Source organism: Fodinicola acaciae, assembly GCF_010993745.1.
GTDB classification, from domain to species: Bacteria; Actinomycetota; Actinomycetes; order Mycobacteriales; family HKI-0501; genus Fodinicola; species Fodinicola acaciae.
Genome location: NZ_WOTN01000004.1, coordinates 1,252,842 through 1,273,626, shown reverse-complemented (window position 1 = coordinate 1,273,626; position 20,785 = coordinate 1,252,842). Strand labels below are relative to the sequence as shown.

General features: G+C 68.8%; 17 protein-coding genes and 2 pseudogenes. 9 read left to right on the top strand and 10 right to left on the bottom strand.

The annotated features are described in order from the left end of the window. The first annotated feature begins 49 nt into the window (after window positions 1-49). Entirely contained in the window at window positions 50-544 is a 495-nt protein-coding gene (locus GNX95_RS41500; RefSeq protein WP_163513862.1) for an inorganic diphosphatase, read from the top strand. A 196-nt stretch (window positions 545-740) separates the two neighbouring features. Here the strand turns inward: GNX95_RS41500 and GNX95_RS41495 are convergent, their stop codons facing one another. The 4 genes and pseudogenes from GNX95_RS41495 to GNX95_RS42300 form a co-directional block, all read right to left on the bottom strand. After that, window positions 741-2,375, bottom strand: coding sequence for a long-chain fatty acid--CoA ligase (locus GNX95_RS41495; protein WP_163513861.1), 1,635 nt, complete (start codon window positions 2,373-2,375; stop codon window positions 741-743). A 151-nt stretch (window positions 2,376-2,526) separates the two neighbouring features. After that, a complete protein-coding gene (locus GNX95_RS41490) occupies window positions 2,527-4,197 on the bottom strand; it encodes an MDR family MFS transporter (RefSeq protein ID WP_163513635.1) in 1,671 nt (556 codons plus the stop codon). Then, the gene (locus GNX95_RS41485; RefSeq protein ID WP_163513634.1) at window positions 4,194-4,691 is read right to left on the bottom strand and encodes a MarR family winged helix-turn-helix transcriptional regulator; all 498 of its coding nucleotides are present in this window, start codon (window positions 4,689-4,691) and stop codon (window positions 4,194-4,196) included. The genes GNX95_RS41490 and GNX95_RS41485 overlap by 4 nt, the downstream gene beginning before the upstream one ends. 105 nt (window positions 4,692-4,796) lie before the next feature. Then, a pseudogene (locus GNX95_RS42300) lies at window positions 4,797-5,144 on the bottom strand (nuclear transport factor 2 family protein); the annotation flags it as partial. Between the two features lie 53 nt (window positions 5,145-5,197). On the opposite strand from GNX95_RS42300, the pseudogene GNX95_RS43705 reads away from it, so the two are divergent. Together GNX95_RS43705 and GNX95_RS41475 are read left to right on the top strand one after the other, a co-directional pair. Next, window positions 5,198-5,338, top strand: a pseudogene (locus GNX95_RS43705) (sigma factor); the annotation flags it as partial. A gap of 148 nt (window positions 5,339-5,486) precedes the next feature. Then, window positions 5,487-6,038: a sigma factor-like helix-turn-helix DNA-binding protein gene (locus GNX95_RS41475; protein ID WP_246281937.1), complete on the top strand. Its 552-nt coding sequence runs from the start codon at window positions 5,487-5,489 to the stop codon at window positions 6,036-6,038. Window positions 6,039-6,047: 9 nt separating this feature from the next. On the opposite strand, the gene GNX95_RS41470 is transcribed toward GNX95_RS41475, so the two are convergent. From GNX95_RS41470 to GNX95_RS41460, 3 genes are read right to left on the bottom strand one after another with little or no spacing between them, the layout of a single operon-like run. Beyond that, the gene (locus tag GNX95_RS41470; RefSeq protein ID WP_163513632.1) at window positions 6,048-6,317 is read right to left on the bottom strand and encodes a DUF4235 domain-containing protein; all 270 of its coding nucleotides are present in this window, start codon (window positions 6,315-6,317) and stop codon (window positions 6,048-6,050) included. After that, window positions 6,314-6,628 carry a DUF3618 domain-containing protein gene (locus GNX95_RS41465; RefSeq protein WP_163513631.1) on the bottom strand — a complete coding sequence of 105 codons (315 nt, stop codon included), beginning with the start codon at window positions 6,626-6,628 and terminating at the stop codon, window positions 6,314-6,316. Before GNX95_RS41465 ends, GNX95_RS41470 begins: the two co-directional genes overlap by 4 nt. Continuing rightward, window positions 6,625-7,053 carry a phage holin family protein gene (locus GNX95_RS41460; protein ID WP_163513630.1) on the bottom strand — a complete coding sequence of 143 codons (429 nt, stop codon included), beginning with the start codon at window positions 7,051-7,053 and terminating at the stop codon, window positions 6,625-6,627. The genes GNX95_RS41465 and GNX95_RS41460 overlap by 4 nt, the downstream gene beginning before the upstream one ends. Before the next feature lie 703 nt (window positions 7,054-7,756). On the opposite strand from GNX95_RS41460, the gene GNX95_RS41455 reads away from it, so the two are divergent. From GNX95_RS41455 to GNX95_RS41435, 5 genes are all read left to right on the top strand, one after another. Then, the gene (locus tag GNX95_RS41455; protein WP_163513629.1) at window positions 7,757-8,242 is read left to right on the top strand and encodes an Lsr2 family DNA-binding protein; all 486 of its coding nucleotides are present in this window, start codon (window positions 7,757-7,759) and stop codon (window positions 8,240-8,242) included. Between the two features lie 209 nt (window positions 8,243-8,451). Next, window positions 8,452-9,501, top strand: a complete 1,050-nt coding sequence (locus GNX95_RS41450; RefSeq protein WP_163513628.1) for a Gfo/Idh/MocA family oxidoreductase — start codon at window positions 8,452-8,454, stop codon at window positions 9,499-9,501. A gap of 186 nt (window positions 9,502-9,687) precedes the next feature. After that, entirely contained in the window at window positions 9,688-10,437 is a 750-nt protein-coding gene (locus tag GNX95_RS41445) for an MIP/aquaporin family protein (RefSeq protein WP_163513627.1), read from the top strand. 28 nt (window positions 10,438-10,465) lie between these two features. Then, window positions 10,466-11,983, top strand: a complete 1,518-nt coding sequence (glpK, locus tag GNX95_RS41440) for a glycerol kinase GlpK (protein WP_163513626.1) — start codon at window positions 10,466-10,468, stop codon at window positions 11,981-11,983. Window positions 11,984-12,124: 141 nt separating this feature from the next. Further along, window positions 12,125-14,935: a helix-turn-helix transcriptional regulator gene (locus tag GNX95_RS41435; protein ID WP_163513625.1), complete on the top strand. Its 2,811-nt coding sequence runs from the start codon at window positions 12,125-12,127 to the stop codon at window positions 14,933-14,935. A gap of 59 nt (window positions 14,936-14,994) precedes the next feature. Here the strand turns inward: GNX95_RS41435 and GNX95_RS41430 are convergent, their stop codons facing one another. From GNX95_RS41430 to GNX95_RS41420, 3 genes are all read right to left on the bottom strand, one after another. Then, entirely contained in the window at window positions 14,995-15,918 is a 924-nt protein-coding gene (locus GNX95_RS41430; RefSeq protein WP_163513624.1) for a cation diffusion facilitator family transporter, read from the bottom strand. Between the two features lie 109 nt (window positions 15,919-16,027). Beyond that, a complete protein-coding gene (locus GNX95_RS41425; RefSeq protein ID WP_163513623.1) occupies window positions 16,028-18,388 on the bottom strand; it encodes a lysylphosphatidylglycerol synthase transmembrane domain-containing protein in 2,361 nt (786 codons plus the stop codon). Between the two features lie 473 nt (window positions 18,389-18,861). After that, window positions 18,862-20,223, bottom strand: coding sequence for a DHA2 family efflux MFS transporter permease subunit (locus GNX95_RS41420; RefSeq protein ID WP_187369768.1), 1,362 nt, complete (start codon window positions 20,221-20,223; stop codon window positions 18,862-18,864). 100 nt (window positions 20,224-20,323) lie between these two features. On the opposite strand from GNX95_RS41420, the gene GNX95_RS41415 reads away from it, so the two are divergent. Continuing rightward, window positions 20,324-20,761 (top strand): hypothetical protein, encoded by a 438-nt coding sequence (locus GNX95_RS41415; RefSeq protein ID WP_163513622.1) that lies wholly within the window; start codon window positions 20,324-20,326, stop codon window positions 20,759-20,761. The last annotated feature ends 24 nt before the right edge of the window (window positions 20,762-20,785 follow it).

The window sequence follows — 20,785 nt, the reverse complement described above, 5'->3', positions numbered from 1 at the left end:
CGAGACTACAAGGGAGACGAACGTGCTTTTCCGCAGAGAGGTCAATCCAGTGGAGTTCGACGTCACCATCGAGATCCCCAAGGGGCAGCGGAACAAGTACGAGGTGGACCACAAAACCGGACGCATCCGGCTCGACCGGGTGCTGTTCACCGCGACGCAGTATCCAGCCGACTACGGCTTCGTCGACAACACCCTCGGCCAGGACGGCGACCCGCTCGACGCGCTCGTCCTGCTGCCTGAGCCGACCTTCCCCGGCTGCGTGATCCTGGCGCGCGCGATCGGCATGTTCCGGATGCGCGACGAGGCCGGCCGCGACGACAAGGTGCTCTGCGTACCGGCACGTGACCCGCGGCAGGAGCACCTGCGCGACATCCACCACGTACCCGAGTTCGACCGGCTGGAGATCCAGCACTTCTTCGAGGTCTACAAGGACCTGGAGCCGAAGAAGTCGGTCGAGGGTGCCACCTGGGTCGGTCGCGACGAGGCCGAGGAGGAGATCCGCGCGTCGCTCAAGCGCGCCGAGGAGCACGCCGGCGAGCACTGAGGCGCCGGGTGCGCATCACGCAGCGCACGCCGGGGGGCCCTTGCGCTCCAACGCACGCATGCCATGCGTGCGCGACCAAGATCAACTTCGAACTTATCCAAGTTTCCACGCGAACCCACCCCCCACCCGATCTGGGTGGGGGCCCAGATTGACAGGGGGGTACGACAGTTTCGCGCCGTAGCGGGTAACTGGCCGGTCAGCCCAGCGTGATGACCTCCAGGTCACCTTCGGCATAGCGCGCACGCAGGCGCTTCTTGTCAAACTTGCCGACGCTGGTCTTGGGCACCTCGTCGATGAAGGTCCAGCGCTCCGGCAGCTGCCACTTGGCGACCTTCTCGGCCAGGTACGACCGCAGCTCGTCCGCGCTCACCTCCTCGCCTTCGCGTACGACCACAGCCGCCAGTGGCCGCTCGTCCCACTTCTCGTCCGGTACGCCGACCACCGACGCCTCGGACACCTTCGGATGCGACATCAGGTGGTTTTCCAGCTCCACCGAGGAAATCCACTCGCCGCCGGACTTGATCACGTCCTTGGAGCGGTCGGTCAGGGTCAGGTAGCCGTTCGGCGTGACGGTGCCGACGTCGCCGGTACGCAACCAGCCGTCGTGGAACTTCTCCTCCGGCGGCGAGTCGTCGCCGTGGTAGGACCCGGTGACCCACGGGCCGCGCACCTCCAGCTCACCGACCGCCTTGCCGTCGGTCGGCACCAGGTCGCCGTCCGGACCGAGCAGCCGATACTGCACGCCGGCCGGGAACCGGCCCTGGGTGATCCGATAGGCCCACGCCTCCTCGCCGCTCGTGCCAGCCGGCGCCCGGGACACCGACCCGAGCGGCGAGGTCTCGGTCATCCCCCACGCGTGGATCACGTCGATGTCGTGCCGCTCCTTGAACGCGCGCATCAACGCCGGCGGACACGCCGAGCCGCCGATCACGACCTCCTTCAGGGTGGAGGTGTCGACATCGTTGGCATCCAGGTAGGACAGCAGGCCGGAGAAGACGGTCGGCACCGCGCCGCCGAACGTCGGCTTCTCGGTCTCGATGATCCTGGCCAGCGGCTCCGGCTGCAGGAAACGGTCCGGCATGATCAGCGACGAACCGGCCATCAGCGCCGCGTACGGCAGGCCCCAGGCCATCGCGTGGAACATCGGCACGATCGCCAGCAGCCGGTCCTGGCCGCTGATGCCGAAGGACTCCATCGCCAGGATCTGCATGGAGTGCAGATAGATCGACCGGTGCGAGTACGCGACGCCCTTCGGGTCGCCGGTCGTGCCGGACGTGTAGCACATCGCCGCCGCGTCGCGCTCGTCCGCCGGCTCGACCCACGCGAACTCCTCCGGCTGAGCGGCCAGCAGCTCCTCGTAGTCGTGGATCCTCTTGCCGGCATCGGCGATCGGCGCCGTGTCGGCCGGGCCGACCACGATCACGTGCTCGACCGTGTGCAGCTGCGCGAGCACCTTCGCCAGCAGCGGTACGAGCGTGTTGTCGACGATGATGATCTTGTCTTCGGCGTGGTTGGCGATGTAGGTCAGCTGGTCGGGGAACAGCCGCAGGTTGAGCGTGTGCAGCACGGCCCCCATCGACGGCACGGTGAGGAAGACCTCGAGGTGCTCGGCGTTGTTCCACTGGAAGCTCGCCACCCGCTGGTCGCCGTCGACGCCGAGCGCGCGCAGCGCGTTGGCCAGCCTGGCCGCACGCTTGCCGACCTCGGCGTATGTCCGCCGGCGCGGACCGTCGGTCGTCCAGGTCACGACCTCCGCGTCGCCGTGCACGGTGGTGCCGTGCTGGAGGATGCGGGTGATCGACAGTGGGGTGTCCTGCATGGTGCTGCGCATCGTGACCTCCGCTGGCCGTACGCCTGCCGACGTGAGCTGGATCATGGGGATGCTACGGCCATTGACATCCGTACGCTAACTGTCCAAACGGCCGCATGGCCCCCATGCGTGCGTCCAACGCACGCATGGGGGCCATGCGAACTTTCCGGCGTCAGTGCACCGCTGGAGCGACCGCCTTCGCGTCATCCTCCTGCGCGGCGGCGGAGATGCCGGCGGTCGTCCGCAGCGGGATCTCGCGTACGAAGAAGCCGAGCACGATGGCCGGGATGGCCAACAGGCCGGCGAGCAGGAAGACCGTGCTCATCGAGTCGTTGAAGCCGTGCAGGAACACGTTCTTCAACACCTCCGGCAGCTGGCCGATGAAGCTGGTGTCGTTCAGGCTGCTCTGGCCGCCACCGCCGGCGAGCAGCTCGCGCTGCTGGCCGGTGAGCTGCGCCAGCGCCTGCCGGAGCGCACCGGGCTCGGTGTGGCTGGCGTCGGTGAAGCGGTCCCGGATGTTGCCGGCGACCGAGTTGAACAGCACCGACAGGAACACCGCCGTGCCGAACGTGCCACCCATGGTGCGGAAAAACTGCGCCGAGCTGGTGGACACCCCCATGTCGCGGGCCGGAACGGCGTTCTGCACGGCGACGATCAGCGTCTGCATCGACAGGCCGAGGCCGGCGCCGATGACCATCATGTACGCCATCGGAACGACGATCGCCACATCCGGCGTCAGTGTCGCGCTCAGCAGCATGCCGGTCAGCAGGAAGAACCCGCCGACGATCGGAAAGACCTTGTAGCGGCCGGTACGCGACATCACCTGGCCGGACAGGAACGACGACCCCATGATGCCCAACATCAGCGGCAGCGACAGGAAACCGGCCACCGTCGGCGAATAGCCGCGGACGATCTGCAGATAGAGCGGGATCGCCGCGATGCCGCCGAACATCACCATGCCGACGACGAAGTTCATCACCGACGTGACGCTGAAGACGCTGTTGTTGAACAGCCGCAACGGAAGAATCGCGTCCTCACCCATCGCGCGTTCCCACAGCACGAAAGCGATGGCGGCGACCACACCGACCGCGATGAGGCCGAGCGAGCCGGCCGAGGTCCAACCCCACTCGTTTCCCTGCTCGGCGACGGTCAGCAGCGGTACGACCGCGAGGGCCAGCAACGCCGCGCCGAGATAGTCGACCCGCGCCTTGCGCGGGGTGTGCGGCAGGTTCAGCACCCTGGCCACCACCGTCAGGGCGAGTACGCCGACCGGCACATTCACCAGGAAGATCCACCTCCAGCCGTCGAAACCGAGGATGTGGTCCTGGCCGGCCAGTACGCCACCGACCACCGGGCCGAGCACGCTGGAGGTGCCGAAGACCGCCATGAAATAGGCCTGGTAGCGACCGCGCTGCCGAGGCGGCACGATGTCGCCGACGATCGCGAATGCCAGCGACATCAGGCCACCGGCACCGATCCCCTGTACGGCACGGAAAGCGGCCAGCATGTAGATGTCGCTGGCGATGCCGGACAACAGCGAACCGGCCACGAAAATGGTGATCGCGAAGAGATAGAACGGCTTGCGGCCGTACATGTCCGACAGTTTGCCGTAAAGCGGCGTGGAAACCGTCGAGGTGATCAGGTAGGCGGTGGTGACCCAGGCCTGCGCGGTCTGGCCGTCGAGCTTGTCCGCGACCGTACGCATCGCGGTCGAGACAATGGTCTGGTCCAACGCCGCGAGGAACATTCCCAGCAACAGACCGGACAGGATCACCAGGATCTGCCGATGGCTCAACGTCAAGCCCTTGGCATCGCCGGCGGGTTTCGCCAACGACTCGCTCATCTATCGTGTCCTTCCTCGCCAGCCGCCTCGGCGATCTGCCGCCGACGGCTGTCGATGTTCGCGTTGAAATGCACCAGGCAGCGCAGGAACCGCTGGCGTTCGGCCTCGGAGAAGTCCTCCAGCAGCACCGAGAGTCCGGCGAGCCTGGCCCGGTGGTCGTCGGCGAGCGCCTGCTCCCCGGCCGCGCTGACCCGGATCAAATGCGCCCGCCGGTCGGCCGGATCCGTTTCCCTGGCCAGGTAACCGGCCGACTCCAGGCCGGACAGGTGCCGGCTGACCGTCGACAGATCCAGACACAGGTGCTCGGCCAGCGCCGACGGCCGCAACGGACCGCGCTCGGCGATGGCCCACAGCACGCCGAAAGCCGGCGGGTCCAGCCGGAACCGGTGACCCGCCGGCGACGTGTGATGCAACGACTTCAGGCCGCGCATGAACCGGAACAGCTCGCGGACCAGGGCCTCTGTGCTGGTCTCGACGGCCGTGTCAGTGGACATGTGACTCTCACCTCGGATACTTGCTTGCTACAAGCATCCGCTCAGTTGCTTGTGCCATGCAAGCAGTTTTCCGGTGATGATCATCACGGGCCCACGCGGAAATAGCTAGAACATTCCGTACGGATTCGCCGGATTTTCCGGCACCGCCTGCACCACGTCCCAGTGTTCGGCGACAAGTCCGTCCTGAATGCGGAGAATATCCACCGCGGCGGCCGGCGGCGCGGTGGTGATGCGTAGGTGCACCGCGACCAGGTCGCCGTCGGCCACGATGCGTTTGATCTCCTGTCCGGCGGCGATCAGCGCCTGGCCGGCCGGTGCGCGGAAGAAGTCGACGAAGGCCCGTTTCGCCGAGCCGGTCGCCGGATCGTGCGCCACGCGCGGGTTGTGCGAGACGAATTCCGGATGCAGCAACTCCTCCAGCGCGGCCAGGTCACCGGCCGATATCCGCCGATAGACCTCCTCGACCGTTTCGTACGGCGGATCCGTCGGGACGGCGAGGAGGAGAGATGGACCCGTTCGACGAACACCGCCAGCTGCTGCACGCCGCCGCCTATCGCATCCTCGGCACGCACACCGACACCGACGACGTGCTCCAGGAAGCCTGGTTGAGCTGGTCAGCCGTCGACCAGACGGCGGTCGAGGACGCGCGCGGCTATCTCTTCCGAGTGATGACCAGAAAAGCGATCGACCAGCTGCGCAAGGCAAAAGCGCGCCGCGAGGCCTACGTCGGGCCGTGGCTGCCGGAGCCGGCCGTCGACCAACACCGATCCGGCCGAGCACGCCGAGTCGGTGTCGATGGCGATGTTGGTCGTGCTGGAAACGCTCGCGCCGGTCGAGCGCGCGGTCTTCGTGTTGCACGAGGCATTCGGCTTCGGCTACGGCGAAATCGCCGGCATGATCGACCGCACCGAACACGCCACCCGGCAGCTCGGCTATCGAGCACGGCAGCACGTACGGGCGCGCCGGCCGCGGTTCACACCGACGACGACCGAACATCGACAGATCACCGATCGGTTTCTGGCGGCCACCTTCGGCGGCGACCTCGCCGAGCTGATGACGTTGCTCGCGCCGGACGTGACGCTGTGGATCGACGCCGGCGGGACCGCGGAAACCGTACGCTATCCGCTGCACGGCCGGGTCGCGGTGGCCGAATACCTGGCCTGGCTGAAGCGGTTCTGGCCGGACGGGCGGCGGGCCGAGCCGGCCGCGGTGAACGCCGGACCCGGCGCGGTCGTTTCGGTCGCAGGAAAGCCCTATCTGGTGTTCGCGTTGGAGTTCGCGGCGGACGATGGCCGGATCAGCGCCGTACGAGCGGTGCTGAATCCGGACAAAATCCGCCGCGGCTGAGATCCGGGGTCATTTACCCGGCCACACTCCGGTCATCCGGTGGAAGATTTCCGCGCTGCCGCGGTCGATCGCGGTTTTCACCACCGCGAAAATCACCGCCTCCAGCACCGCGCCGGTGAGCACCTCGCTCCAGCTGGAATCCGCCGCGGTCGCCTTCGGCCGGTCGCCTTCGTGGCCGAGTCCCCGCCACACCTTCCGGAAAACCACCCCGGCCACGATTCCGCCGGCGATCCCGGCGCCGATGCTGATCGGTTTGTACGCCAACGCCGCCGGTTTCACGACGACCTCTTCTTACGCCGCTTCATTCCGGCGCGCAGCACGATCAACGCGCCGATCGCCAGCACGCCGACGCCGATGGCCGCGCCGATCACCGGCGCCTTTTCCATCAGCCGCTCGCGACTTTCGGCGAGCTTGGCCTCGGCCTGCTTCCGTACGTCCAGCCGGCCGGCCAACTGGTCGACCGTGCCGCCCAGCTCGACCCGCAACCGCGCGATGTCGGCGTGCAGCTCGGCCTCGGTCGGCGGCACCGGTCCGGTCACCTGAGGCGCGGCGGTGGAGCCGGTTTCCGTCCGCACCTGTTCGGAGGTCATGGGCCGGACCTTTCTTTCAGGTTCTTCAGGATGCCGACATCGGTCTTCAGGCCTTCGATCGCCTGCTTCGGCACCGGCGGGCTGCCTCGTTTCACCAGCCGGATGCCGACCAGCACGAGGATGGCGGCGACGATCATCATCGCACCGAAGACGATCAGCGCCGCGGCCCAACCCGGCAACACCAACGACAGTGCGAGCACCGCCGCGGCGAGCAGGACTCCGAAGGAATAGAAGGCGATGACACCGGCCCCGGCGAACAACCCGGCTCCGGTCCCCAGCTTTTTGGCTTTCGCCGCAAGCTCCAGCTGGGCCAGCTTCAGTTCGGCGCGGACCAGCTCCGACACCTGGCTGGAGAGCTGGCTCACCAGTTCTCCGGTGCTCCGTTCGTCAGCCGGATCCGGTCGCATGTCCAGCGACTGCACCATCGGCCGGTCCTCCTTTCTTGTCCGTCACCTCAGCGATCTCGGCCATCTCTTTGTTCGTCTCCCCACAATCGGTGCCGCCAGGCGGATCCCACCGGCGGACCCGCTTCACTCCTATTACCCGCCGAACGCTACCCGTACCGGCCTGACCGGGCGATACGTGGCAATACACACGCCACGGCAGCGTTCCTCGCGCCCCGCGGCCGGCAATTGACGCCGTCGCGCCGGTTTGAGGACCCCGCCGACCGGGCAATAGGTATCACAGAACGCGAGCCATTGCGGCAGTGGCCGGCGGGAAAAGGCCGGTGCGCCGCTGTGTCGTGCTGCCCGAAACCGGCGGCGAAACGGCCGGCGGCAAATTCGGCGGATTCGGTCTGGACCCTCGTTGAGCGCGTCTCCGTGCTCGAATGGCCGGCAGATCGGGCCGAGCGCGGAGTCGTTAGCATCGGCGGCGAAGGCAGGGAACTCATGAGAACCGGATGAGAAAGGCCGGTAGTTTGCCGCCAACTGGCCTTTGCCGAACCTAATGACCCGGCTGCCGGGGTGGAAATCGCGGTCTTCTATCCTTTATGCTGCTCCCCGCGCGACAAGTGCGTGCCGGAAGTGGTATTAATTCCTCTATGGATCGCGGATGGCACCCGCACTGCGATCGAAATCATCCGTAGGATTGTCGGGCCGTCAACAGTTCGACACAAGGAGAGGGCACATGCAGGTCAACCTGGACATCGCAGACGCGGGCATCACTGTTGGCGACAAGGGCATCCTACTGTCCATTGCCGACAACTCCGGTTCGGTGCTCGGCCATTTGCGGATCGGCAACTCCGCGGTGGAATGGCGCAAAGGCGCCAGCCGTGCCGGTCGCGGCAAAAAGATCCCGCTGCAGCAGTTCCTCGCGGCGCTGGAAGAAAGCATCGAGGGCGGCGGCTCCGGTTCGGCAGCGCCGGCCAAGCGGGCCAGCAAAGCCACCAAGGCAGCCAAAGCCGCGCCGGCTCCGGTGAAGCGCGGTCGCGGTCGTCCGCGCAAGAACGCCGCGGCGCCGGCTCGTCCAGCCGCCAAACGCGCTTCCCGTCGCGCCGCCGCGGTCGACACTCAGGCCGTACGGGCCTGGGCTCAGGCGCAGGGCCTGCAGATTTCCACCCGCGGCCGGCTGCCCGGCTCGGTGCTGGAGCAATACCGCCAGGCCAACTCCTAACCTCGGATCGCCTGCGGCGGCGGCAAAACCCGCCAGCCGAAAACGGCGCGACACCGCTGTCGGTGTCGCGCCGTTTCGCGTACGCGGCGCGAATAGTGGGCGCGCACTCAGCCGAATAGCCGATGCCGGCCTGGTAAATCGGCGGGGACAGTTAACAAAATCCGACCCCGCAGGACACGCATGGTCACCGGATTGGTTTACTCCAGGTCATGACCGATTCCTCGCCAGTGTCCTTTCGCGTCGGCCTGATCGGCTTCGGACTGGCCGGCTCGGTCTTCCACGCTCCGCTCATCTCGGCGACGCCCGGTCTGGAGCTGACCGCGGTGGTGACCGGAAATCCGGAGCGCGCCGACCGTGCCTGCCGTGACTACCACGACGTCGAGATCGTCCGCACCGCCGAGGAATTGTTTTCCCGGCCGGACCGCCTCGACCTGGTCGTGATCGCCAGCCCGAACGGATCGCACGCGACACTGGGGATGGCCGCGCTGGAGGCGGGTCTTCCTGTCGTCATCGACAAACCGATGGCGACCACCCCACAGGCGGCTCGCGAGTTGGTCACCGCGGCGACCGAACGCGGCTTGCTGCTGACCGTCTTCCAGAACCGGCGCTGGGACTCGGACTTCCTGACATTGCGCAAACTTCTCGACGAAGGCGCGCTGGGCACCGTACACCGCTGCGAATCCCGGTTCGAGCGGTGGCGGCCGAAACCGTCGGACGGCTGGCGCGACCAGGCCGGCCCGGACCAGGCCGCCGGCATTCTGTTCGACCTCGGCAGCCATCTGATCGACCAGGCGATCCAGCTTTTCGGCCCGGTGCATTCGGCCTACGCCGAGGTCGACAGGCGGCGGTCGGGCAGCAAGGCCGACGACGACGCTTTCCTTGCCATCACGCACCAGTCCGGCACCCGGTCACATCTGTGGATGAGCTCGCTCGCCGGCCAGCTGGGGCCACGTTTCCGGGTGCTCGGCGACCAGGCCGCGTACGTCAAAACCGGCCTGGACCCACAGGAATCCGACCTGCGCGGCGGCCGGCATCCGGCCCGGCCCGGCTGGGGCGAGGACCCGGTCGCGCAGTGGGGCCAGCTCGGCACCGAGGACAAGCTGACCACGATTCCCAGTGTTCCCGGCACATATCCGGAGTTCTATCGGCAGGTGCGCGACGCGCTGCGCGGCGCCGCTCCGGCACCGGTCGACCCCAACGACGCGGTCACCGTGCTGGAGGTAATAGCCGCGGCACGCGAGGCCTCCGGCATCGACTGACCATATCCGGCCACACTTTTCCTCCGGTTGCCCCAAACCGCCTTCCACTCTCCCGCTCGGCCATAGACAGCGGCTGCTAAATCACATAACGTCCGGGCACGTTGCGATTGAGCCACATAGGCACGCATTGTCTGCCGGTGGACCCAATGTGCGCGGACGTTGTCGCCGAGCTGTCGAGGAGGCGGAGTGAATCCTGGCCTGATCGTGGTGTGGGAACTGATCGGCACGGCGGTCCTGGTGCTGCTGGGCACCGGCGTGGTGGCAAACGTGACGCTCACCAAAACGTACGGCCACGCCGGCGGCACCCTGATGGTGACCTTCGGCTGGGGATTCGCGGTGTTCGCCGGCGCCAGCATCGCGAATCCGACCGGCGCGCACATCAATCCGGCGGTCACCCTCGGCCTGTTGATCGCCGGCAAGGTGGCACCGCAGCTGGTGCCTTTCTATCTGATCGGCCAACTCGCCGGCGGCATCGTCGGCGCCGTGCTCTGCTGGGCCGCCTACAAGCTGCAATTCGACAAGTACGACGACAACGAGCACACGCTGGGGATTTTCTCGACCGCGCCGACGATCCGGAGCGCTCCGTGGAACCTGGTGACCGAGATCATCGGCACTTTCGTGCTGGTCGGCTGGATCCTGCTGTCACCGCCGGCCGGCGCGGCCATCAGTGGCGTGCCGCAGTTTGGCAACGCGGCACTCGGCTATGCCGGCGTGAGTTTCGTGGTGATGGGGATCGGCCAGTCGCTCGGCGGTCCGACCGGTTATGCCATCAACCCGGTCCGCGACCTCGGCCCGCGGATCGCGTACGCGTTCCTGCTGCCGATCCGCGGAAAGGGAAGCCCGGACTGGGGCTATTCGTGGATTCCGGTGGTCGGGCCGCTGATCGGCGGCGGGCTGGCCGGCCTGCTGGCGGTTATCCTGCCGAAGACCATCTGACCCACGAACCTGTTGGAGGACCCGCAGCATGAGCACGTACGTCGCGGCCATCGACCAAGGCACGACCTCCACCCGGTGCATGGTTTTCGACCACTCCGGCCGGGTGGTGGCCGCCGACCAGAAAGAACACGAGCAGATCTTTCCGCGGGCCGGCTGGGTCGAGCACAACGCCACCGAAATCTGGTCCAACACCAGAGAAGTCTGCGCCGGCGCGCTGGCCAGGGCCGACCTGTCGCCGTCCGACATCGCCGCCGTCGGCATCACCAACCAGCGCGAGACGACGTTGGTGTGGGACGTGAAAACCGGCCAACCGGTCTACAACGCGATCGTCTGGCAGGACACGCGTACCGACCGGATCTGCGCCGAGCTCGGCGAGCTCGGCGGCGGCCAGGAGCGATATCGGCACAAAACCGGGCTTCCGCTGGCGACCTACTTCGCCGGACCGAAGATCCGCTGGGTGCTGGACAATGTGGACGGTGCGCGGGAACGCGCCGAGGCCGGCGAGCTCAAGTTCGGCACGATGGACAGCTGGGTCCTGTGGAACATGACCGGCGGGCCGGACGGCGGCCTGCACGTCACCGATCCGACCAACGCGTCGCGTACTTTGCTGATGGACCTGGAAAGCCTGGCCTGGGACGAGCAGATCTGCGCGGAGATGCGGATCCCGGTGTCGATGCTGCCGCGGATCCGTTCCTCGTCGGAGGAATACGGCAAGGTGCGCGACAAAGGCGTGCTGGCCGGCGTGCCGATCGCCGGCATCCTCGGCGACCAGCAGGCGGCCACCTTCGGCCAGGCCTGCCTGTCCCCCGGCGAGGCGAAGAACACCTACGGCACCGGCAACTTCGTGCTTCTGAACACCGGCGCGGAAAAGGTGATGAGCGAGAACGGCTTGCTCACCACGGTCTGCTACAAGATCGGCTCGGCGGACCCGATCTACGCGCTGGAAGGCTCGATCGCGGTGACCGGCTCGCTGGTGCAGTGGCTGCGCGACAACCTGAAGATGATCGCGTCGGCGCCGGAGATCGAGCGGCTCGCCGGCAGCGTCGAGGACAACGGCGGCTGCTATTTCGTGCCAGCCTTCTCCGGTCTTTTCGCGCCACACTGGCGATCCGACGCGCGTGGGGCGATCGTCGGCCTGACGCGGTACGTGACCGCCGGCCACCTCGCGCGGGCCGTGCTGGAGGCCACCGCCTTCCAGACCAAGGAAGTCATCGACGCGATGAACGCCGACTCCGGCGTACCGTTGACATCGTTGAAAGTCGACGGCGGCATGGTGGTCAACGAGTTGCTGATGCAGTTTCAGGCCGACATTCTCGACGTGCCGGTGATCCGGCCGGTGGTCAACGAGACGACCGCTCTCGGCGCCGCGTACGCGGCCGGACTCGCGGTCGGTTTCTGGGAGTCGGAGGACGACATCCGGGCCAACTGGGCCCAGGACAAACAGTGGGACCCGGCGATGGACGCCGAGACCCGCGACCGGCAATACGGCAACTGGAAGAAGGCGGTCACCAAGACCTTCGACTGGGTCGACAGCGACCAACCGTAACGTCCCACCTTTCGATTTTTCGCCGCAAAGTGGCAGGTGCGGGTCGCGGCGGGAACAATTGCTAATCTCGCGGAAAGCCGGCGCGTACGCTCCCGGCGGACGAAGGAAGACGTGCAACCGCAGTCTGGGGCTGAGCGGTTCGTGGGGCGCGGCCCGGAGTTGGCCGCGATCCGTGGCGTGCTCGAAAGTTTCCGGCAGGCGACCACGCCGCGGCTGCACCTGATCGAGATCACCGGCGAGCCGGGGATCGGCAAGACCCGGCTGCTCGCCGAGCTGCGGTCGGTCGCGCGTCGGCATCGAGTGCTGTCCGGCCGCGCCAGCGAGGTCACCGGCATGGTGCCGTTCTCCGTACTCGTCGACGCGATCGACGACGAGCTGGCCGCCTTTTCCACGCCCGGCAAGCACATTCTCGACGCCGAGTCGGCCGCGCTGCTGTCGCCGGTGTTTCCGGCGCTCGCCGAGGCCGCAGAACCGGCCGGCAGCCCGGAGCGTTTCCAGACCCACCGTGCGATCCTCGCGCTGATCACCCGCCTTTCGGCGCGGCGCGGACTGGTGTTGACGCTCGATGACGTGCACTGGGCCGACGCCGCGTCCGCCGAGTTCATCGCGCATTTGTTGCGGCATCCGCCGCCGGCTCCGGTGCTCGTCGCGTTGGCCTATCGGCCCCGGCAACTCTCCCCGGCGATGATGGCCGCACTGCGCGCCGGCGCGGCGCCGGACCTGCGGTTGGACCTCGGTCCGCTGAGCCGGGCCGAGGCCGCCGAGCTGCTCGGCGCTGCCATTCCGGCGCGACGCCAACACGAGGTTTATCGCCGCAGCGGCGGCAATCCGCTCTATCTGGACGCGTTGGCACGGCAGTCGGCCAGTCCGTACGCGCAATATCCGGCGAACTGGCCGGTGCTCGCCGTGTTGCGCGCGGAGTTCGAACAGCTGCCGCCGCGGCAACGGCTGATCGCGCAGGCGGCCGCGGTGTTGGACGACCCGTTCGAGGCCGCCGCGGTCGCCGAAGTCGCCGATCTGCCGCTGGCCGACACCCAGGCCGGGCTGGACGGACTGGTCCAGCGTGACCTGATCAGGTTGGCGAGGCCTGGCGGCGCGATGCATTATCGGCATCCGCTCGTACGCGATGTGGTCTACCGTACGGCCGGACGCGGCTGGCAGCAGATCGCGCACACCAGGGCCGCCGAGGCGTTGGCCAGGGCCCGCGCACCGCTGACCCACCGCGCGCCACATGTCATGCGCGTCGCGCGGGTCGGCGACCAGGCGGCCGTCCACCTGCTGACCAACGCGGCGACCGCGACCATGACGACGAGTCCGTCGACGGCGGCCGAGTGGCTGCAGGCGGCGCTGCACAACCTGCCGGAGGACCAGACCGAGCGGCGGATCGAGCTGCTCGGCGAGCTGGCCGGCGCGCTGCAGCTGGCCGGCCGGCTGTCCGACAGCCGCGAGGCATATCAGCAGCTGCTGGCGCTCTTGCCGGCCGACGGTGGTCAGGCCCGGGTCGAAGCGGCGGTCGCGTACTCGCGCGTCGAGGTGCTGCTCGGCCGGCCTGCGGTGGCGCGCGACCTGATCGTGGAGGAGCTGCGGCGGCTGCCGGGCGCGGCCGGCGCACACATGATCCCACTGCACGTGGAGCTGGCTTCGGCGCGGGTGCTGAGCGGCAAGTTCCTGGACGTCGACCAGGAACAGGTGCTGCGCGTGCTGGAGATCGCGCGGGCGTCGGAAGACCTCGGACTGCAGGCGCATGCGCTGTCGGATCTCGCGGCCGCGCGGATGGGGATGGGTGACACCGCCGGTTCGCTGGAGTGGCGGCGCGAGGCGGCGTCGAAGATGGACGCCCTCAGCGACGACGAGCTGGCCGTACGGCTGGAGGCGCTGGCGGCGCTGAGCTGGACCGAGTTCTTCCTCGGCCTGGACCAGGCGGCGATCGCGCATTTCGACCGCGGGCTGCGGCTCTGCCAGCGCGCCGGCAAACGCGACCTGCTCACGTATCTGCTGGCCGGCGGCGCGATGGCGCTGTGGGACATGGGACGCGCGCCGGAGGCGTTGCGCTATGTCGAGGACGCCGTGGACGCGGCCGAGCTGTCCGGCAGCGAGCACCTGCGTACGGTCGCGTACGCGATGCAGAGCCTGGTGCACGTGCTGCGGCGCGACGGACCGGCGGCGATGAAGGCCGCCGAGATCGCCGTCGAGGCCGGCGGCGGACAGCAGAACTGGTTCTGCGCGGTGGCCGGCGGGTCGCTCGGCTTCGCGAAGCTGATCATGGGTGACCCGGGCGGTTGCGTCGAGGTCGCCGTGCCCGCCTTCGGCGGACCCGAGATGCCGTTGCTCGACGCTCTGCACCGGCCGTTTTTCGCCGTCGGCATGGTGCTGGCCGAGCTCGCGCGTGGCCGGGTGGACGCCGCCAGGGTTTGGCTGGAAATGATCGAGGCGGCCGTGGAAGGTGGCATCGACCTGCCGAAATATCGCGGCTACCGTGACATCAGCCGGGCGCGGATCGCGATCTTCGGCGGCGATGCCGCCGGTGCCGCGTCGTACGCGCGGGCGGCCGCGACAGCCTTCGGCTCGGCTGGCCACGCGGCCAACGAGGCGGACGGCTGGCTGCTCGCCGGCATCGGCCTGGCCGCCTCCGGGTCGCGCGAGGACGCCTTGCCATTGTTGGAAAAAGCCGCGTCGCTGTTCGACGCGTGCGGCCTGCCGTCGCGGCGCGCCGAGGTCGACGCGCAGCTCGACCAGCTGCGTACGCCGGCGAAGCCGTCGCTGGCGGAGCTGACCGCGCGCGAGCTGGAGGTCGCGCGGCTGGTCGCCGCCGGCCTGTCCAACCGCGAGATCGCCGACCGGCTGGGGCTGCGGCCGCGTACCGTCGAGACGCACGTGACCAACATCCGCGGGAAGCTCGCCGTGAAGTCGCGGGCCGCGATCACCGCCGCGGTCATCGACGCCTCATCCTGATTTTGGGCCCCCGATATCAACGGTCGCGCCGGCGTACGACACTTTCGGCGACAACGTGGTTAGACGTGCGCGCCGGGTTCGTGGTCGGTGTGGCCGGCCGGTTCGAGCTGGAAGGTCGAGTGCTCCACGTCGAAATGGCCGGCGACGCAGCGCTGCAGCGCGTCGAGTACGGTCCCCGAGCCGCATTCCAGCCGGTCGTCGGAGACGACCACGTGCGCCGACAGCACCGGCGCGCCACTGGTGATCGTCCAGGCATGCAGGTCGTGCACGTCCACCACGCCTGGCGTCTCGCACAGATGTTTACGCACGTCATCGAGGTCGACACCTTTCGGCGTCGCCTCAAGCAACACCTCGATCGCCTCGCGGAGCAGCTTCAACGTACGCGGCACGATGAGCACGCCGATCAGCAGCGACGCGATCGCGTCGGCACGTTGCCAGCCGGTCAGCGCGATGATCGCGCCGGACACCAGCACGGCACCGGATCCGATGGCGTCGTTGAGCACTTCCAGGAACGCGCCACGGATGCCGATGCTGGCCGACTGCGCGCGCGACAGGATCACCAGCGACACCGCGTTGGCGACCAGGCCGATCGCGCCGAAGATCATCACGATCGTGCTGCCGACCTCCGGCGGCTCGATCAGCCGGCGGATGCCTTCCACCACGACGAAACCGCCAACGACGAGCAACAGCACAGCGTTGGCGAGCGCGGCGAGCACCTCGGCGCGCTGGAAGCCGAAGGTGCGCCGGCTGCTGGTCGGCCGCTGCGCGATCCACACCGCGAACAGCGTCAGCGCGATGCCGCTCGCGTCGGTCAGCATGTGGCCGGCGTCCGCGAGCAGCGCGAGGCTCCCGGACAGCAGCGCGCCGACGACCTCGACGACCAGCACCGAGCTGGTGATGCCGAGCACGACCGCGAGCCGCCGGCGGTACGCGCCGGCCGCCGTCATGGCGCCGCCGTGACCGTGTCCGTGCCCGACCCCCATGCCGCCATCCTGTCCGTTTGATCCGGTGTCCGGCACCGACTATAGCAACACATAGTCAAATCTGCATATGTGACACCCGTTGTCATTGCCGGTCCACTGACCTGCGGTTTTACAGCAGCTCGCCGCGCTGCATGTAGCTGAAGGCGGCCCATCCCGGCAGCACCGGCAGCCAGAACGTGAGCAGCCGATAGAGCAGTACGGCCGACACCGCGGTGGCCGGGCTGATGCCGGTGGCGGCCGTGAGACCGGCGGCCAGCACCGCCTCGACCGCCCCGAGACCGCCGGGAGTCGGCGCGGCCGAGCCGAGCGCGACGCCGACCACCACGACGAACGTGATCGTCAGCAGCGACGCCTCGCCGTGGAACGCGCGTACGCACACCGCCATCACCAGCACGTTGCAGATCGACTGGAAGAACAACCCGCCCATGCCGGTGAGTACGCGCCGCGGCCGAGTCAGCACCGAGGCCATCCGCGGCCGCACCTGGTCGAGGTAGGGCTGGATGCGCGCGATCGCGAACCGGCGCGTACGCGGCACCGCGAAGACGACCAGCAGTGCGGCGACGGCGACCGCCAGCAGCACCAGGCCGGTGCCGCGGGGCACCGGTACGACCGGCTGGCTGATGCCGTACACGAAGTCGAAGATCAGCACCCAGGTGACGCTCACCGTCAGGCTGCCGAGCTGCCACAGCGCGATGCTCGCGAGCGCCGGCGCGGCCGGCACGCCACTCTTGCCGAGGAATCGGACATTCAGCGCGGCGACGCCAATGCCGGCCGGCGCGGCCAGTCCGACGTACGAGCAGGCCAGCTGCGCCAGCACCGTCCGGCGCAGGCTGAGCTTCTCGGCGACGAAGCCGACCAGCCCGAGTCCGGCGCCGAGGAAGCGCGCCGCCGAGAGCGCGACGCCGAGCAGTCCCCATCGCCAGTCGGCGTTGCGTACCACCGACCACAGGTCCAGGCCGGCCACCTGGTTGACCAGCACGACGACGGCGGCGATCGCGATCACGGCGGACACGACCGTACGAAGGCGGAAGCGCTCGACTCGGACCGTGGTGGCCGGCGTGCCTGGCACTGCGGCGAGGATGCCCTCGCGTAGGCGGTCGATGAGGCCGTCCTCACGCCGCAGCGACGCGCGCGTCGAAGGCGTGAGGACGATTGGCTGGAGCAGTGGCACGGCGCTGGCGAGCGCTTCGGCGCCGATGACGCGCAGCGCGCTCTGCACCGCGCGTTCGGTGCCTGCCAGCAGAGCCGTCGTGACGAGCAACTGGGCGCGGTCGACTGCCAGCGCGAGGTCGTCGGCGGCGATCGTCCCGCCTCCGGTCAGCCGGATCCCGACCGCGGCGCCGTTACATTCGGGACCCGATTGCACCACCAGGTGCACGGCGTCCAGACCGCGATGCGCGATGGCCTGGCGCTGCAGCAGCTTCAGCTGGCGCCAGGTGTCGTCGAGCAGATCGTCGGTGAGCTCGTCCGGCGCGAGGTCGCTCAGCGTACGGCCGCCGCGATCCTCGACGACGAGGATCGCCGCGTCCGGTGCGATCGGAGCCGCGCCGACCAGGCACTCGGTGCGTACACCGGCGTTTGTCATCGCCATCGCCATCATCGCGCGGCGCTCGAGCGTGCGGCGCAGCGACAACGACAGCGGCTGGTCGTGCAGGCGTACGTATCGCCAGAGCTGGCGTACGGCGCCGGCTCGGTCACGGTCGAGGACGCGGATGAGCAGGCGGCGGCCGGCGGCCTCGGTGGCGAGATAGCCGGACTCGCTGGCGCGCAGGTCCGTGACGTCGATGGCCATCCTGGTCAGCGCCGCGAGTACGTCGGCCGGTCGCGGCCTGGTCGTCGGTGTGCCGCACGCGAGGCGTACGAGCAGGCCGACCAGCCGGCCGGCGAGCAGCGCGACCGCCACCGCGAGCACGTTCGAACCGACGAAGAGCATCGCCACGGCGGCCATCGCGAACACCGCGGTGGTCGCGAACCGGAGCCGGCGGCCGATCCGCGCGATGGTCGCCACCGCGGCGAGGCCGCCGACCAGCAGCTCCAGCGGCCGATAGCCGGCCCCGGCCAGGTGGGCTGGCAGCACGTGGCTGAGCGCGATCCGCGCGCCGGCCAGCAGGATCGCCGCGACCAGCAGACCGGCCGCGGCCTCGGCGAGCGTACGCAGCCGCCGGTGCGCCGCGAGGTCGACCAGGATGACGCCGGCCAGCGCCAACGCGGCGACGGTCGCCGCCGCGGCGAGGACGATCCGCGGGATCGCGCCGGCCGCGTCGGTGTCGGCCCCGATGCCGGCGACGGTGTTGGCCGCGACCATGCCGACGAGGACGACGAGCGCCAGGCCGAGGACGGTGACCGCGAGCCGGACGAGGTCGAGCGGCCGGCGTACTCGCGGCGGCGGGTCCGGCGGCAGGCTCTGCGCGCCGCCGGCCCGGTCAGCCGCCGGGGTGGCGGCTGGTGTGGTGCGGCGCGAGAGCTTCACCCGGCCATGCTCCCCCATCGGCCGGGCCGAATGTGGCGCGAGTGCCGTTTTTGCTGGTCACGGCATACGTGGGGCCGCTTGCCCTGGGCGCCACTTGCCCGGCGCCGCTTGCCCTCGGCGCCGCCGTGCCGGGTGCGCGCATGGCCACCATGCGTGCGTTGGATGCGCGCATGGCCACCATGCGTGCATCCGGCGAGACATGTAGCGCTAAATGTCGGTTTGCGCGGGCTGTTGCCTGGTCGCATGGACCCCTTGCTTGCGTCTGACGCAAGCAAGGGGTCCATGCGACCACCGAGCACGCCAAGATCAACTTTCTATGTATGTAAGTTGCCACGCGAACCCACCCCCCGCCCGTTTTGGGTGGGGGCCAGATTGGCAGGGGGGTACGACAGTTTCGCGCTGTAGCGGGTAGTTGGGAGGAGCGGCGCGGTTTTGTCGGGGCCGGCGGGGACTCTGGCAGCGGGGGGCCATTTTCAGGTCGTACGCGGGACGAAGAGTGCGGTCACGGTCGCGGCCAGCAGGAAGGCGGCGGCGCCGACGAGTACGCCGGCGTGCAGGCCGGCGACCAAGCCACCGGCGGCGGCCAGTGACCCGAGTACGCCGACGCCGATCGCGGTGCCGACCTGGCGGCTCGCGTTGAACACGGCCGACGCGACGCCGCCACGGTCGGCCGGTGCCGCCTCCATGATCGCGGCGGTCGAGGCCGGCATGGTGAACGAGATGCCGAAGCCGGCCGCGATCATCGGCGCGACCAGCAACGCGTACGGCGTCGACGGGCCGGCGACCAGCCACCCGAGCAGACCCAGCGCACCGATCGGCAGGCCGACCAGCATCGGCGTACGCGGTCCGAGCTTCGCCGTCACCCGACCGGACACCGCCGACGACAGCGCCACGACGGCGGCCAGCGGGAGTACGGCCAGGCCGGTGAGCAGCGGACCATAGCCATAGACCTGGCTGAAATACAGCGGCGCCAGGAAAAGCAGGCCATAGAAGCCGACGTTGATCAGCACACCCACGACGGCCGCCGCGGAAAACTCCGCGCGCCGGAACAACCCCAACGGCAGCATCGGCGCGCGCGACCGGCGTTCCAAAAGTACGAAAACACCAAGCAGGACAACGGAAACGGCCAGCGCGAGGAGGACCAGCGGGGCCGTCCAACCGGACGAACCCGCCTCGTTCAGGCCAGCCGTCAACGCGGCCAGGAAACCGACGCCGAAGGCCTGCACGCCGATCTCCGGCCACACCGCCACGCCGGTCGACGCCGTCTCCGGCACGAACCGCAGGGTTCCCAGCAACGCCGCCAAACCGACCGGCACGTTCACGAAGAACACCGCCGGCCAGCCGACGGCGGTGACGAGTACGCCGCCGAGCACCGGTCCGGCCGCCGCCGCGATCCCGCCCATCGCGGCCCACACGCCGTACGCGCGCGCTCGGCTCGCACGGTCGGGATACGACGCCTGCAACAAGGACAGCGAGGTCGGCACGATCAGCGCGGCACCGGCACCCTGCGCCAGTCGCGCGGCGATGAGCAGGCCAGGCGTCGGCGACAGGCCGCACGCGATCGAGGCGAGCGTGAAAATCGTCAATCCGGCAACGAAAACACGGCGCGCGCCGAGCTGGTCGCCGAGACCGCCAGCGATCAGCAACAGGCCGGCGAACACCATCGTGTAGCCGTCGACGACCCACTGCAGAGCCGTGACGCCGGCGTGCAGCCGCGCGCCGATGGTCGGATTGGCGACCGTGACGATCGTGACGTCGAGGATGACCATGAAAAAGCCGAGGCACAGCGTCGCCAGCGGCATCCAGCTGGACTGTTTACGGTGAATCGCGACCATGCGTCCAGTGTCGGCCGGTAACGCTTTGTCATCCGCCGAAATGTCGTCGGTGCTGGTCAGTGCGTATGCTCCTGGACGAGGGGGACAGAGGGATACGGGCATGAGGCTGAGCAACGGCGCCGTCATCGGCATCGTCGCCGGCGCGCTGGTCATCGTCCTGTGCGTGTGTGCCGGCGGCGCCGGCGCGGTCGTCTGGGTGACCTCGCGTACGGCCGACCCGACCGTCGACAGCTCGGCGACGGCCGGCGGGGTGCACGCCGTCACCTACCGAGCCGACTCCGACGACGACACGGTCTTCCAGGTGGAGTACGACGACGACTCCGCCGTCACGCAGACCGAGAGCTACGTCGACTCGCCGTGGACGGACTACGAGACGATCGACGGCGCCGACGTCACGACCATCCACCTGTACGTCCGCAACAACGACACGTACCAGGGGAAAATCACCTGCTCGATCACCGTCGACGGCAACCTGGTCGACACCCGCGACGCGACCGGCAGCAACGCGATCGCGAACTGCAGCGCGACCCTGTCCTGACCGCGCAGCTGACTCCAATTAACA